Source organism: Parasulfuritortus cantonensis (assembly GCF_004337445.1).
In the GTDB taxonomy this organism is placed as follows: domain Bacteria; phylum Pseudomonadota; class Gammaproteobacteria; order Burkholderiales; family Thiobacillaceae; genus Parasulfuritortus; species Parasulfuritortus cantonensis.
Genome location: NZ_SJZB01000033.1, coordinates 62,000 through 76,114, shown reverse-complemented (window position 1 = coordinate 76,114; position 14,115 = coordinate 62,000). Strand labels below are relative to the sequence as shown.

Below are 14,115 nucleotides of genomic sequence, written 5' to 3'. Positions count from 1 at the left end.
CACCGGCGCCGGGGCGGCCCGTTCACCGCTAACCGGCCGGCAGGGCACGCCGGCGCCAGAGCAGGTAGGCGACCGGAATCACGAACATGGACAGCAGCGGGGCCGTGATCATGCCGCCCAGCATCGGCGCGGCGATGCGCTGCATGACCTCGCTGCCGGTGCCGCCGCCCACCATGATGGGGAACAGGCCGGCCAGGATGACCGCGACGGTCATCGCCTTCGGGCGCACGCGCAGGACGGCGCCGTCCATGATCGCCGCCATCAGGTCGGCCCGCGTGTTGTAGCGGCCCTCGGCCCGGCGCGTGGCGACGGCCTGGTCGAGGTAGATCAGCATGACCACGCCGAATTCCGCCGCCACCCCGGCCAGGGCGATGAAGCCCACCGCCACCGCCACCGACATGTTGAAGCCGAGCAGGTAGAGCAGCCAGTAGCCGCCGATCAGGGCGAACGGCAGCGTGGCCATGATCAGGACCGGCTGCCACAGGTTGCGGAAGGTGAGATAGAGGAGCACGAAGATCGCCACCAGGGTCAGCGGCACCACCAGCTTGAGGCGCTTGACCGCCCGTTCCAGGAACTCGTACTGGCCCGACCAGGCGATGGAATAGCCGGGCGGCAGCCTGACCTTGTCGGCGACCACCTGCTTGGCCTTGGCGACGTAGCCACCCAGGTCGCCGCCCTTGATGTCGACGAATATCCAGCCGTTCGGACGGGCATTCTCGCTCTTCAGCATGGGCGGGCCGTCGGCGATCTCGATCCGCGCCACGGCGGCGAGCGGCACGGTGGCGCCCATGCGGGTGACGATGGGCAGTTCCTTGATGGCCTCGACGCTGTCGCGCGCCTCGCGCGGGAAGCGGATCTGCACCGGATAGCGCTCCAGGCCCTCGACCGTCTCGGTCACCGTCGCACCGCCCACGGCGACGCTGATCAGCTCCTGGATGTCGGCGATGTTGAGACCGTAGCGGGCCGCCGCCTCGCGGTCGATCTCGACGTTCAGGTAGCGGCCGGCCGCGACCCGCTCGGAAAACGCGCTGGCCGTCTCGGGCATCGCCTTGAGCGCCGCCTCGATATCCGCCCCGATACGCTCGATGACGTTCAGGTCCGGGCCGGCGATCTTCACCCCGACCGGGCTCTTGATGCCGGTGGAGAGCATGTCCAGGCGGGTCCGGATGGGCTGGATCCAGAGGTTGGCGAGGCCGGGGATCTGCACGTTGCGGTCCAGTTCCCTGACGATGCCGTCCAGGGTCTGGCCGGGCCGCCACTCGGACGGGTCCTTGAGCTGGATGGTGGTCTCGATCATGGTCAGGGGCGCCGGGTCGGTGGCGGTGTCGGCGCGACCGATCTTGCCGAACACCGACTTCACCTCCGGTACCGTCTTGATCATGCGGTCGGACAACTGCAGCAACTGGGCCGCCTTGCCGGGCGACAGGCCCGGCAGGGTGGTGGGCATGGACAGCAGGTCGCCCTCGTCCAGGGGCGGGATGAACTCGCTGCCCAGCCTGGAGACCGGATAGAGCGTCGCCGCCAGGGCCAGGAAGCCGGCCACCAGGCCGCCCTTGGGGTATTTCAGGGCGAACTGGATCAGGGGCCGGTAGAGGGCGATCAGGCCCCGGCTCAGGGGGTTGCTGTGCTCGTCCTTGATGCGGCCGCGGATGAAGTAGCCCATGAGGATGGGGATCAGGGTCACCGACAGGCCGGCGGCCGCCGCCATGGCGTAGGTCTTGGTGTAGGCCAGCGGCGCGAACAACCGGCCTTCCTGGGCCTCCAGGGTGAACACGGGCAGGAAGCTCACCGTGATGATCAGGAGCGAGAAGAACAGGGCCGGGCCGACTTCCACCGCGGCGGCGCGCGCCAGTTCGAAGTAGTCGGCGCCCGAGGGTTCCGCCGCCGGATAGGCGTGGCGCCAGGCCTCCAGGTGCTTGTGGGCGTTCTCGATCATCACCACGGCGGCGTCCACCATGGCGCCGATGGCGATGGCGATGCCGCCCAGGGACATGATGTTGGCGTTGATGCCCTGGTGGCGCATGACCATGAAGGCGATCAGGATGCCCAGGGGCAGCGAGACGATGGCCACGAAGGACGAGCGCAGGTGGAACAGGAAGGCGACGCAGACCAGGGCGACGACGACGAACTCCTCCGCCAGGCGGTGGGTCAGGGTCGCCACCGAGCGCGCGATGAGGCCGGAGCGGTCGTAGGTAGGCACGATTTCCACGCCCTCGGGCAGGCTCTTCTTCAACTCCGCCAGCTTGGCCTTGACCGCCTCGATGGTGCGCATGGCATTGGCGCCGTAGCGCATGACGATGACGCCGCCGACCACCTCGCCCTCGCCGTCCAGTTCGGCGATGCCCCGGCGCATCTGGGGCCCGACCTGGACCCGGGCGATGTCGCGCAGCAGCACCGGGGTGCCGCCCTGGCCGAGACCGACCGGGATGGCCTCGATGTCGGCCACCGACTGCAGGTAGCCGGTCGCGCGCACCATGTATTCCGCCTCCGACATCTCCAGCACCGAACCGCCGGCCTCCTGGTTGGCGCGCTTGACCGCCGTCACCAGCTGGGCGAGGGGGACCCCCAGGGCGCGCATGCGTTCCGGGTCGACGACGATCTGGTACTGCTTGACCATGCCGCCGATGGTGGCCACCTCGGAGACGTTCGGGATCGCCTGCAGTTCGTATTTCAGGAACCAGTCTTGGAGGCTGCGCAGCTGGCCGAGGTCATGTCTGCCGGTCTTGTCGACCAGGGCGTACTCGTAGATCCAGCCGACGCCGGTGGCGTCCGGGCCGATGCTCGGCTTGGCCGTTGAAGGCAATTTGCCGGCCGCCGTGTTCAGGTACTCCAGCACGCGCGAGCGGGCCCAGTAGAGGTCGGTGCCGTCCTCGAACAGGATGTAGACGTAGGAGTCGCCGAACATGGAATAGCCGCGCACGACCTTGGCACCGGGCACCGACATCATGGTCGTGGCGAGGGGATAGGTGACCTGGTCCTCGACCACCTTGGGCGCCTGGCCGGGGAACGGCGTGCGGATGATGACCTGCACGTCGGACAGGTCGGGCAGGGCGTCCACCGGCATGTTGACCACCGCCACCGTGCCCGCCACCGTGGCGATCAGGGTGGCGAGCAGGACCAGGAAGCGGTTCTGGATGGACCAGCCGATCAATTTTGCGATCATGGCGGCCTCCTCAGGGCTTGGGCCGGATGGCGGTGACGACGAAGCCACCACCCTGCTTGACCAGGTCGAACTCCACCGCTTCGCCCTTCTTCAGGCCTTCCAGGATGGCCTTGTCGCCGACGTCGAAGGCCATGGTCATGGCCGGCCACTTGAGGGCCGGGATGGGTTCGTGCTGCATGGTCAGGGCGCCCGTGCCGGCGTCCGCGGCGACGATGTGCGCGGTGCCGGTGTAGACGTCGCCGCCGGGCGGCTGCAGGCGGTCGAGGGCCCCCTTGAGGTTCGCCTCGGATTCGATCAGGAACTGGCCCGAGGTGACCACCCGTTCGCCGCCCGAGAGGCCCTTGACCACCACGGTCCGGCCGCCGTTCTCCATGCCGGTCTCGACCTGGACCGGCGCGAAGCGGCCCTCGCCCTGGGCGACCAGCACCACGGCCCGCTTGCCGGTTTGGATGACCGCCTCGCTGGGCACGATGACGCCCTCCTCACCCTTGCCGGCGTACAGGGTGACGTTGGCGTACATGCCCGGCTTGAGCTTCAGGCCCGGGTTGTCGAGGACGATGCGCGCCTGCACCGTGCGGGTGGCGCTGTCGAGCTTCGGATAGATGTAGTCCACCTTGCCCTCGAAGGTCTCGCCCGGCAGGGCCGCCAGGGTGATCTCCGCGCTCTTGCCCGGCACCACCCAGGCGGCCTGGTCCTCGACGATCTCGGCGGTGACCCAGACCCGGTCCAGGTTGGTGATCTCCAGGATCGGCGTACCGGCGGTGACCTCGGCACCGGGGTGGACCCGGATGTTGCTGACGATGCCGCCGGCCGGGGCGTAGTAGTTCACCCGCCGCTGCGCCTGGCCACCCTTGGCCAGGGCGTCGATCTGGCGGGCCGACAGGCCGAGGAAGCCGAGCTTGCGGCGCGCCGCCTCGACCCAGGCGGCGTCCTCCGGATGCTGGAGCGCGAGGATGTATTCCTCCTGGGCGGCGTACAGGTCGGGGCTGTAGATCTCGGCGACCAGTTCACCCTTGCGGATCGGGTCGTTGACCGCGTGCACGTGCAGGCCCTCGATCCAGCCCATCGTCCTGGCCTGCAGGAACTCGATGCGGTTGTCGTCGGCGCGCACGTAGCCGACCGTGTCGATGCGCCGCCAGAGCTTGCCGACCATCGCCTCGGCGGTCCGCACGCCCAGGTTCTGGAGGGTGCGCGGGTCGATCTTGATGCCGGCGCCGCCGTCCTCCTCGGCGTACTTGGGCACCAGGTCCATGTCCATGAAGGGCGATTTGCCGGGCTTGTCGAAATGCTGGTCCGGCACCATCGGGTCGTACCAGTAGAGTACCTTCTTGGCCGGCGCCGGGCCGGCGGGCATGGCCGGCATGGCGACCGTGGCGGCGGGACGGTGGCCGAGGCCATACCAGACCGCGCCGCCGCCCAGGGCGGAGCCGGCGACGAGCGCGGCGACGAGCTTGAGCGTGTTGTTCATGGCTGTACCTCCTGGGTCAGGTAATCGATCTGGACCTGGGCGCGGGCCAGGGCCACCCGTTGGCCGAGCCGGCCCAGACGGGCCTCCAGCTCGGCCCGGCGCGCTTCGGCGACGCGCCCGAAGGTCGCCCGGTCGCTGGCGTAGGCGTTCAGGGCACTGGTCACGCGCTGGCTGGCCAGGGGCAGGATTTCCTGATCGAAACGCGCGATGCGCCGGTGCGCGGCCTGCCAGTCGGCCAGCGCGGCGTCGAGTTCGGCGCGCAGGCCCAGGCGCCGGTCGGCCAGGGTCTGTTCGGCCTGGGTGACGCGCGCCTCGGCGGCGGCCAGGCGGCGGTCCTGGCGGTTGGCCGTGAACACCGGCAGGTCCATGGCGACGCCGAAGGAGATGAGATCGGGCCGCTCGGCGCCGCGCAGGCCGTAGCCGACGTCGAAGGTGAGGTCCGGCTTGTAGGCGGCACGGGCGAGATCGACCTCGGCCCGCGCCACGGCGACCGCGCCGGCCAGGGCGGCGAGCTCGGGATGGTCGTCCAGGCGCGCCGCCAGTTCGGCGGGCGCCGGCAGGGCCGGAACGTCGGCGGGATCGGCAAGGGGCGCCGCCGTCGCCTCGCCCAGCCAGCGCGCCAACTCGGCGCGCCCGCGCCGGGCCTGGCGGGCCAGGTCGTCCTGGCGGTCACCGTTGACCTGGGCCTGGCCGCGCATGGCGACGACCTCGTCCTGGGCCAGCTTATCGGTCTGGTAGGCGACGTCGGCCCAGGCCAGCTGGCCGTCCCATTCCCGGCCGATCCGGCGCACCAGGTCGAGCGAAGCCTCCGGCCACCAGGCCGCGAGCCAGGCCAGGGCGGCGTCGCGGGCCACCCGTCGGCGCACCGCCTCGAGTTGGGCGCGCGCGAGTTCGCTGGCGCGTTCGCCGCGCGCGCCGGCCAGGCGGGCCTTGCCGGCGACCGGCACGGTCTGGCTGACGGCCACCGTGAACTGGGTCATCGCTTCCTGGGTGAAGCTGTAGGTATCGAGCGGCAGGCTGGCCAGGCCCACCCGCAGCTTGGGGTCGGGCCACTGGCCGGCCGCCACGGCAGTGGCGGCGGCCGCGTCGACGGCGGCGGCCTGGGCATCGAGGACAGGCTGGCGGGCGAGCGCCAGGCGAACCGCGTCGGTCAGGCCGAGCGGGGCCGGCTCGCCGGCATGGGCGACCGTGACGAGCAGGACGGCGGCCAGCACGACGGCCGGCAACAGCCATCGGCGCCGGCTACGGCCTTGGCATTTTGGACAGGACATGAAGACCTCCACGCATACACGTGCATCCGCCTCGCGCCCGGCGGGGGCGAGGGCTCAGAGGCCCCGGCTGGCGGGGCGATGGAGGTTCAGGCCCGCGGCGGTGGCGGTTCGGGAGCGGGCAGGACGGACAGCGCGAGGCGCGGCACCGAGACCGGATGCTCGGAACCCGTGCGCGTCCAGGTCGCCGCGATCGCCGTGGTCAGGGCCGCGGTCATGGCGCAGTGACAGGGCGAACCCTTCTTGCACGGGCATTCGCCCGGCTTGTTGTGGTCTGCACCGGAGACGTGCATGGCGGCATGGTGCGGGCAACCTTGCATCGCCGCCGGCGCCGTTTCCTCGCCGGCCGCGGCGAGTGCCATGGGCTGGGCCAGGGGCGAGCACGCCAGGGCCAGCACCAGGAACTGGCGCAGCAGGACGAGGCAGGCGGCGCGCAGTCGGCGGATCACGCCCGGCGGGTCTTCTTGAGGTGCTGCAACACCAGGGTGGCCACTTGCACGCGGTTGTGGAAGTCGAGCTTCTGCATGATGTTGGCCAGGTGGTTGCGCACCGTGTTGTCGGACAGGTTGAGCTTGGCGCCGATGACCTTGTTGCTATGGCCCTGGGCGACGTACTCGGCGATCTCCAGTTCGCGCGCCGACAGGCGGCTGAGCGGGTCCTCGGCGGCACCGGCGCGGTACAGCTTCTGCAGGACCGCGGGCGGGAAGGCGCCGGCGTCCTGGAGCACCACGCCGATGGCGTGGCTGATCTGTTCGGTGTCCGAGGACTTGAGCAGGTAGCCGTCGACCCCCGTCTCGATGGCGGCGCGGATCTCCTCGTCGCCATCCTCGACGGTCAGGATGATGACCTTCATGCCGGCCGCCTTGAGCACGGGCACCAAGTCGAGGCCGTCGCCGTCCGGCAGGCTGCGGTCGAGCACCGCGACGTCGGCGGCACCGCCGCCGTTCAGCCAGTCGTGCACGCAGGCCAGGTCGGCGCACTCCTGGCTCACGGTGAGATCGGGCAGGCTCTCGACCGAGTGGCGGACCCCCAGGCGGATCAGGGGGTGGTCATCGATGATGAGGATGCGGATCGGGTTCATGGCGGGTGGTTTTTTGGTCGGCTTTTCACGCCATCTTAGCGCAAAGATTGCGTATTTTCCTAACGCCCCGCCGGTCGCGCCGGTCGCGCCCGGGTGCCGGTGGCTACTTGCCGGCCCCGGCCCGGCTTTCCTTCTCGATCAGTTCGCTCGCGACCCGCAGGGCGCTGGCGTTGCTGCCGGTCAGGGCGGCACTGGTGACGTACTTGCCGTTGATCGCCAGGGCGGGCACGCCGTTGATCTTGTAGGCACGCTGAAGCTGCTTGGCGCGGGCGACCTTGGTCGCCGTGGAAAAGGAGTAATAGGCCGCCTTCAGCTTGGCGCGATCGAGGCCGTGCTTGGCACCCCAGTCGAGGAACACCTCGGGATCGGTGAGTTCCACGTCCTGGATGTGGAGGGCGTTGAACACGTCGGCGTGCAGGCGGCCGACCGCGCCCAGCGCCTCGAGGGCGAAATAGGCCCGGGCCATCGGTTCCCAGTCGTCCGAGAAGACCACCGGCTGGCGCTTGAGGACCACGTTCCTGGGCAGCTTGCGCGCCCACGCCTCGAGTTCCGGCTCCAGGTCGAAGCAGTGCGGACAGGTGTAGGCGAAGAACTCCATCACCTCGACCTTGCCACGCTCGCCGGTCGGTTGGGCCGGCGTCACCGGGGTGTAGTCGTTGCCGACCTGGGCGGCACCGGCCGCGGGGGCGAACCCGGCCAGGGGCAGCGACAGGACGAGGGCGGCGGCGAGGGCAAACAGGCGCATCGGTATGTCTCCTATTGGGCGATAGGCTCTTTGAGCAGCCTGGCCTCGAAATTGTTCAAGGTGAGGCCTTCCCGCGCCGATTCGGCGGCATCCTGGCTGCGGAACGGACCGACCCGGACCCGGTGCAGGGGCGGGTTGCCGGGCGTCGCCTGGACCACGACGTTCAGGTTGAGCAGGGTCAGCTTGGCGCGCAGGGCATCGGCGTCGGCGGCATTCTTCAAGGCCGCGACCTGCAGCCACCATTGTTCCTTGGCCGGCGGCAGCGGCTTGGGCGCCTTGTTGCCGGGCAGGATGTCATAGAAGGTGTAGTTGGACGGATTCGGCGCCGGCACGGCGGGCTCGGCCGGCTGCACGGGCTTGGCCGCCGGGGCGGCCGGCGGCGGCGCGTGCAGGACCGGCGCCGACTCGACGGCATGGAAGTCGCCGGCCCGCGGCAGCAGGTACCAGGCCATGACCGCGGCCGCGACGAGGCCGATCAGGATGCCGAAGAACAGGACCCCGAAGCGCCCGCCGCGCTTGTCGCCGCTGCGCCCCCCGGAGTTCTTGTAGTCACGGCGTGCCATGTCGCGTAGGCCTCACATCTGGTCGGGCGCGCTCACCCCGAGCAGGGCGAGGCCGTTCTTCAGGGTCTGCCGGGTAGCCGCGACCAGGGCCAGGCGCGCCAGCTTGAGCGCCTCGTCGTCGACCAGGAACTGGCAGGCGACGTAGAGGCCATGCAGGTCGGCCGCCAGGTCCCTGAGATAGTAGGCGACCAGGTGGGGCGCCATCTCGCGCGCCGCCGCGGCGCACACCTCGGGGAACTCGGCCAGGCGGTTGAGCAGGGCCAGCTCGCTGGCATGCTCGAGCCGGCCCGGATCGGCCTCGCCGAGGTCGCGCGGATCGCCGCCCCAGGCCTCCAGGACCCGGCTGATGCGGGCATGGGCGTACTGGATGTAGTAGACCGGGTTCTCGTTCGACTGGCTCTTGGCCAGGTCGAGGTCGAAGTCCAGGTGCTGGTCCGACTTGCGCAGGACGTAGAAGAAGCGGCAGGCGTCGTTGCCGACCTCGCGGCGCAGTTCGCGCAGGGTGACGTACTGGCCGGCGCGCGTGGACATCGACTTCTTCTGGCCGCCTTCCCAGAGCACGGCGAACTGCACCAGGGCCACGGTCAGGCGCTCCGGATCGGCGCCGGCGGCCTGCAAGGCCCCCTTCACGCGCGGGATGTAGCCGTGGTGGTCGGCGCCCCAGACGTCGATGACGCGGTCGAAGCCGCGTTCGAACTTGTTCAGGTGATAGGCGATGTCGGCGGCGAAATAGGTGTAGATGCCGTTGTCGCGCTTCACGACGCGGTCCTTCTCGTCGCCGAAGGCGGTCGAGCGGAACCACAGGGCGCCGTCCTGTTCGTAGATGTGGCCGTGCTTGTGCAGGGCCGCGACGGCGTGGTCGATGAGGCCGGCGTCGTGCAGGGTGCGCTCGGAGAACCAGTGGTCGAAGGTGACGCCGAATTCGGTCAGGTCGTTGCGGCCGTCGCCCAGTTGCTCCTCGAGGGCATAGCCGTGGATGTAGTCGTAGTCCGGGCCGAGCAGGCGCTTGGCGCAGGCGATCAGGTGGTCCAGGTGTTCCTCGGGTGCCTCGCCGCGGTCCGGCGCGCCGGCCAGGACGTCGGCGGCGGCGCGTTTGTAGCGGTCGCCGTGGAGGGCGTAGATGCCCTCGGCCATCAGTTTCACGTAGTCGCCCTGGTAGGCGTTGCCCGGGAAGGGCACGAGCTCGCCGTTCAGCTCCAGGTAGCGCAGCCAGGTCGACACGGCCAGGATGTCCATCTGGCGGCCGGCATCGTTGACGTAGTACTCGCGGTAGACCTCGTGGCCGGCGTAGGCCAGGCAGTTGGCCAGGCTGGCGCCGAAGGCGGCGCCGCGGCCGTGGCCGACGTGCAGGGGGCCGGTCGGGTTGGCTGAGACGTACTCGACCTGGACCTTCTCGCCCTTGCCGGCGTCGCTGCGGCCGTAGTCGGCGCCGGCGGCCAGGACGTGGCCAACCAGGCATTGCTTGGCGGCCGGGGCCAGGAACACGTTGATGAAGCCCGGGCCGGCGATCTCCACCTTGGCGACGCGTGCCGACTCCGGCAGGGCGGCGACGATGCGGCCGGCCACCTCGCGCGGGTTCTGCTTCAGCGCGCGTGCCAGCTGCATGGCGACGTTGCAGGCATAGTCGCCGCGGCTGGCCTGCTTGGGCCGCTCCAGTTCGATGGCCGCGCCGCTGTCCGGGGCGACCTGGGCGACGGCCTGGCGAAACAGTTCGGCGAGATGGGATTTGGGCTCTATGTAGTTCATGTTGTGGCGATTCCTGCGAGTCGGCGGATTATAGCCGACTGCCCCCGGCTGCCATCAGGTCATCGCTACCAGCGGCTGGCAGCGCCGGCGCAAAACCGGCTGGCCGGTATCTTCGTCGTTCACCAATCCAGCGGGTCGACGTCGACCGACCAGCGCAGGCCGGCGCTCTTCTCGTCGCGCAGGCGGGCCAGCCAGGGGGTCAGGAAGGCCTGCAGGCGGGCCCGGTTGCCGGACTGGACGAGCAGTTGCGCCCGTTCACGCTCGGCGATGCGCGGCATCAGGGCCGGGACCGGGTCGTACAGCAAGACCCCCTCCGCCAGGTCCTCGGCCAGGGAATGGGCCCGTTCGAGGAAGGCCATGGCCTCGGTCATCGAACGGGCGTCGGCACGCATCAAGGCCTGGTGGCTGTAGGGCGGGAACTCCGCCTGGCGGCGCTCGACCAGGGTGCGCTCGGCGAAGGCCGGGTAGTCGTGCCGGACCAGCGCGGCGTAGAGGGGGTGATGGGGATACTCGGTCTGGATCAGCACGCGGCCGGCGTGGGCGGCCCGGCCGGCGCGCCCGCCCACCTGCATGAGTTGGGCGAACAGGCGCTCGGAGGCGCGGAAATCGGTCGACATCAGGGCCTGGTCGGCGCCCACCACGCCGACCAGCGTGAGCATCGGGAAGTCGTGCCCCTTGGCGACGATCTGGGTACCGACCAGGATATCCACCTCCCGGCGCTCGACGGCCGTCCGCATGGCCGCGAAGGCGCCCTTGCGCGCGGCGGTGTCGCGGTCGATGCGCAGGATGCGGGCCGCCGGGAACAACTCGGCCAGGGTGTCCTCGACCTTCTGGGTACCCTGCCCGGCCGGTGCCAGGTCGAGGCTGCCGCACGCCGGGCAGGCTTCGGGCGGCCGGGCGGCCAGGCCGCAATGGTGGCAACGCAGCTGATAACCGCCCCGGTGCCGATGCACCACCTGGTGGGCGGCGCAGCGCGGGCAGGTGCTGACGTGGCCGCAAGCCCGGCAATAGAGCACCGGGGCGTAGCCGCGCCGGTTGATGAACACCAGGCTCTGTTCGCCGCGCGCCAGGTTGTCCGCCAGGGCCTGGCGCAGCGCCTCGGTGACGCCCTGCCGGGGCTTGTCGGTGCGGCTGTCGACCAGGCTCACGGTGGGCAGGTCGGCGTCGGCGTGGGCACGCTCCGGCAGGCTCAGGAGGCGGTAGCGGCCGCGTCGGGCATTGGCCCAGGACTCCAGGGCCGGGGTCGCGGAGCCGAGCAGGACCGCCACGCCGGCCGCCCGGGCGCGCCAGACGGCAACGTCGCGGGCGTGATAGCGCAGCCCCTCCATCTGCTTGTAGGAGGCGTCGTGCTCTTCGTCGACCACGATCAGGCCCAGCCTGGGCAGCGGCGCGAACACCGCCAGCCGCGTGCCCAGGGCGATGTCGGCGCGCCCTTCCAGGCCGTCCAGCCAGGCGGCCAGGCGTTCGCCGTCGCTCAGCCCGCTGTGCAGGCTGACCAGCTTGCGGCCCGGGAAACGGCGTCCGAAACGTTCCACCATCTGCGGCGTCAGATGGATTTCCGGCAGCAGGACCAGGACCTGGCGGCCGCGCGCCAGGACGCGTTCGATCTCGCGCAGGTAGACCTCGGTCTTGCCGCTGCCGGTGACGCCGAACAACAGCCAGGCGGCGAATCCGTCCGGCTGGGCGGCCAACGCGGCCAGTGCCGCGGCCTGGTCGGCGGTCGGCTCGGGTTGGCCGCCTGCGTCACCGTCGACGCCGGGCAGGTCCGCGCCCGCGACCCAGCCGCGCTTCAGCCAGGCCGACAGGGGCACGCGCAGGTCTGCCAGCTCGCCGGCGGCCACGGCACCGGCGGCCAGGAGGCCGGCCAGCCGGCGCTGGGCCGTGGCGCGTGCGGGGAGGCCGGCGACGGCGGCCCGGCCCACCTCGGTCAGGGCGTAGGCGGCCGGCGCCGGTGCCCGGAACCGGGTTCGCTTCAGGGCGGGCGGCAGGATCGCCAGCAGGGTCTGGCCGAGCGGATGCTGGTAATACGCGGCGGCGAAGCGGGCCAGCTGCAGGATGTCCTCGGGCAGGGCGGGCAGCGCCCGGTCGATGGCGATGACGTCGCGCAGGCGGGTGTCCGCGACCTCGGAACGGCTGCCCAGCCCAACCACGACGCCGACCTGTTCACGCGGGCCGAACGGGACGCGCACCCGGCGGCCGATGTCCTCGGGCGTGGCGTCCGGCGCCCGGTAGTCGAACAAACGGTCGAGCGGGGCGTCGAGGGCGACCTGGATGAGGGCCGGCGCCGGCATGGTCAAGTTGCGCACAAAACTTAAAGTAAAATCTTGTTAACGTCAGGAACTGGGCGGCCCGATTGGAGGTTTTCCGGTTGTCCACGAAACCTGTGGATAACTTTGTGGACAAGCTGACTTCAATCAGTAACAAACCCTTGCGGGAAGGCCATTTACATTACCGAGCCCAAAAAATGGGCACTTAAAAAACCATTAAAAAACAATGAACTACAAAACTATCACTTTTGCATCTAGGGCCGCCTTGACAAGCCCGCAAGCCGCGCCGCTACGTGTGTATAAGTCCCTGGCAAAAAGTTGACAACGGCACCGAATCAGGGCAGGGCGGGCGGCAAGGCGTTGATCGCATGCCGGAGTACGGCGGCCTGGATCAGGTCGGCCCGGGTCACCCCCGGGTGGTTGATGAAGAGTACCACCACCTTGCGATGGCCAGCCGCGTCGAGGATGTAGCCGGCCAGGTTGCGGGCGCCGTTCAGGGTGCCGCTCTTCAGCCAGGCCCGGCCGGCCTCCGGCTCGCCCCGCATGCGTCTTTGCTGGGTCCCCTCCTCGCCCAGGGCCGGCAGGGAGGCGGCGAATTCGTAGTAGATCGGCTGGCCGGCGGCCCAAACCAGGAGCCTGGCCATCGAACCGGCCGAGATGCGCTCGATGCGCGACAGGCCACTGCCGTTCTCCAGGACCAGTTCGGGCATCGCCAGGCCCTTCTCGGCCAGCCAGTCGCGCACGGCGCGGTCACTCTTCTCCCAGGTCGCCGCCCCGCCCAGGCGGATCGCACCCAGGTCCAGATAGAGCATCTTGGCCATGACGTTGTTGCTGAACTTGTTGATGCCCCGGACGATTTCGGCCAACGGAGGCGACTCGAATTCCAGCAGCGGGCGCGCCGATTCCGGGGTCTCGCCAAGCCGGACCTGCCCGGCATGGCGGCCGCCCAACTCGCGCCAAAGGTCGTTGAAATAGGCCGCCGCGGTGGCCGGCGGGCACATCAGGTTGAGCCAGGTGGACTGGTCCGCGCAGGCCACCGGATAGGCGCCGGAAAGCACCAGGGTGTCACCGTCCCGGCTCATGTCCAGGCGGTCCTGCCAGGCGTCGCAGGCGGCGTCCGGGTCGGCGGCCAGGCGGTTGTCGACGGTCAGCCCGGGCGGATCGAGGCGCGCCTCGACGCCCCCGTTGGCCGGGCGCAGGTGCAGCGCCACCGCGTTGTAGTTCACCAGCAGGGCAACCGGGGCGGCGTTGTACGGCTTCAGCGGTGCGGCGTCGAATTCGCCGGGATCGTCCAGGTCGACGGCGTAGTAGCTGTCGTCGAATACGACGTCGCCGTCGATGACCCGGATGCCGCGCGCCTGGATCGCGCGCAGCAGGAGCCAGAAACGCTCGACGTTGAGGGCCGGGTCGCCGCCACCGCGCAGGACCAGGTTGCCGTGCAGGACGCCATTGTTCACTGTCCCATCGACCAGGACCTGGGTCTTGAAGGTATGACCCGGGCCGAGCGTGTCCAGTGCCACCAGCGTGGTCAGCAACTTCATGACGGAGGCCGGGTTGAAGGCGTGATGCCCGCCGAACGCAACTTCCGTCACTCCGTTCGCAAGGTCCTGTACGACCACGCCTATGTGTTCCTCGGGAATGTTGGCCCGCCCCAAGGCGGCCTGCAGGTCCCCGGGCAAGTCATCCGCCTGGGCCGGCAGGCCGGGCGCGAACGCCAGCAGGATACCCAGGATGGCAGTCCAGAGGTGCCTTCGGAGCCCGTGCGGCGACGACGGCTCAAACGATGTCAGGGGCCAGAAATGCATTGTCGAAGT

10 protein-coding genes are annotated in these 14,115 nt (G+C 70.0%); all 10 read right to left on the bottom strand.

Annotated elements, in window-relative coordinates; all coding sequences use genetic code 11:
• Positions 1 to 28: 28 nt before the first annotated feature.
• The 10 genes from EZJ19_RS09245 to dacB all read right to left on the bottom strand — a co-directional run bounded on the left by EZJ19_RS09245 (position 29) and on the right by dacB (position 14,106).
• Complete coding sequence (locus EZJ19_RS09245; RefSeq protein ID WP_131446866.1) at positions 29 to 3,163, bottom strand: efflux RND transporter permease subunit; 3,135 nt, start codon at positions 3,161 to 3,163, stop codon at positions 29 to 31.
• 10 nt (positions 3,164 to 3,173) lie between these two features.
• Entirely contained in the window at positions 3,174 to 4,631 is a 1,458-nt protein-coding gene (locus tag EZJ19_RS09240; RefSeq protein ID WP_131446864.1) for an efflux RND transporter periplasmic adaptor subunit, read from the bottom strand.
• Entirely contained in the window at positions 4,628 to 5,857 is a 1,230-nt protein-coding gene (locus tag EZJ19_RS09235; RefSeq protein ID WP_165873529.1) for a TolC family protein, read from the bottom strand. The genes EZJ19_RS09240 and EZJ19_RS09235 overlap by 4 nt, the downstream gene beginning before the upstream one ends.
• Before the next feature lie 131 nt (positions 5,858 to 5,988).
• Positions 5,989 to 6,348 (bottom strand): hypothetical protein, encoded by a 360-nt coding sequence (locus EZJ19_RS09230; RefSeq protein WP_131446860.1) that lies wholly within the window; start codon positions 6,346 to 6,348, stop codon positions 5,989 to 5,991.
• Positions 6,345 to 6,980 carry a LuxR C-terminal-related transcriptional regulator gene (locus EZJ19_RS09225; protein ID WP_131446858.1) on the bottom strand — a complete coding sequence of 212 codons (636 nt, stop codon included), beginning with the start codon at positions 6,978 to 6,980 and terminating at the stop codon, positions 6,345 to 6,347. The genes EZJ19_RS09230 and EZJ19_RS09225 overlap by 4 nt, the downstream gene beginning before the upstream one ends.
• Before the next feature lie 103 nt (positions 6,981 to 7,083).
• The gene (locus EZJ19_RS09220) at positions 7,084 to 7,725 is read right to left on the bottom strand and encodes a thiol:disulfide interchange protein DsbA/DsbL (protein WP_131446856.1); all 642 of its coding nucleotides are present in this window, start codon (positions 7,723 to 7,725) and stop codon (positions 7,084 to 7,086) included.
• A gap of 11 nt (positions 7,726 to 7,736) precedes the next feature.
• Positions 7,737 to 8,288 carry an SPOR domain-containing protein gene (locus EZJ19_RS09215; RefSeq protein WP_131446854.1) on the bottom strand — a complete coding sequence of 184 codons (552 nt, stop codon included), beginning with the start codon at positions 8,286 to 8,288 and terminating at the stop codon, positions 7,737 to 7,739.
• A gap of 12 nt (positions 8,289 to 8,300) precedes the next feature.
• A complete protein-coding gene (argS, locus tag EZJ19_RS09210) occupies positions 8,301 to 10,034 on the bottom strand; it encodes an arginine--tRNA ligase (protein ID WP_131446852.1) in 1,734 nt (577 codons plus the stop codon).
• A gap of 119 nt (positions 10,035 to 10,153) precedes the next feature.
• The gene (locus EZJ19_RS09205) at positions 10,154 to 12,340 is read right to left on the bottom strand and encodes a primosomal protein N' (protein WP_338069422.1); all 2,187 of its coding nucleotides are present in this window, start codon (positions 12,338 to 12,340) and stop codon (positions 10,154 to 10,156) included.
• 296 nt (positions 12,341 to 12,636) lie between these two features.
• On the bottom strand, positions 12,637 to 14,106 hold the full coding sequence (gene dacB, locus EZJ19_RS09200; RefSeq protein WP_131446850.1) for a D-alanyl-D-alanine carboxypeptidase/D-alanyl-D-alanine endopeptidase: 1,470 nt from the start codon (positions 14,104 to 14,106) through the stop codon (positions 12,637 to 12,639).
• Between the last annotated feature and the right edge of the window lie 9 nt (positions 14,107 to 14,115).

What these genes read in the sequence shown, in the direction of transcription:
- EZJ19_RS09245 (WP_131446866.1), bottom strand. Translation starts at nt 3,163, where the DNA reads ATGATCGCAAAATTGATCGGCTGGTCCATCCAGAACCGCTTCCTGGTC.
- EZJ19_RS09240 (WP_131446864.1), bottom strand. Translation starts at nt 4,631, where the DNA reads ATGAACAACACGCTCAAGCTCGTCGCCGCGCTCGTCGCCGGCTCCGCC.
- EZJ19_RS09225 (WP_131446858.1), bottom strand. Translation starts at nt 6,980, where the DNA reads ATGAACCCGATCCGCATCCTCATCATCGATGACCACCCCCTGATCCGC.
- EZJ19_RS09220 (WP_131446856.1), bottom strand. Translation starts at nt 7,725, where the DNA reads ATGCGCCTGTTTGCCCTCGCCGCCGCCCTCGTCCTGTCGCTGCCCCTG.
- EZJ19_RS09215 (WP_131446854.1), bottom strand. Translation starts at nt 8,288, where the DNA reads ATGGCACGCCGTGACTACAAGAACTCCGGGGGGCGCAGCGGCGACAAG.
- argS (WP_131446852.1), bottom strand. Translation starts at nt 10,034, where the DNA reads ATGAACTACATAGAGCCCAAATCCCATCTCGCCGAACTGTTTCGCCAG.
- dacB (WP_131446850.1), bottom strand. Translation starts at nt 14,106, where the DNA reads ATGCATTTCTGGCCCCTGACATCGTTTGAGCCGTCGTCGCCGCACGGG.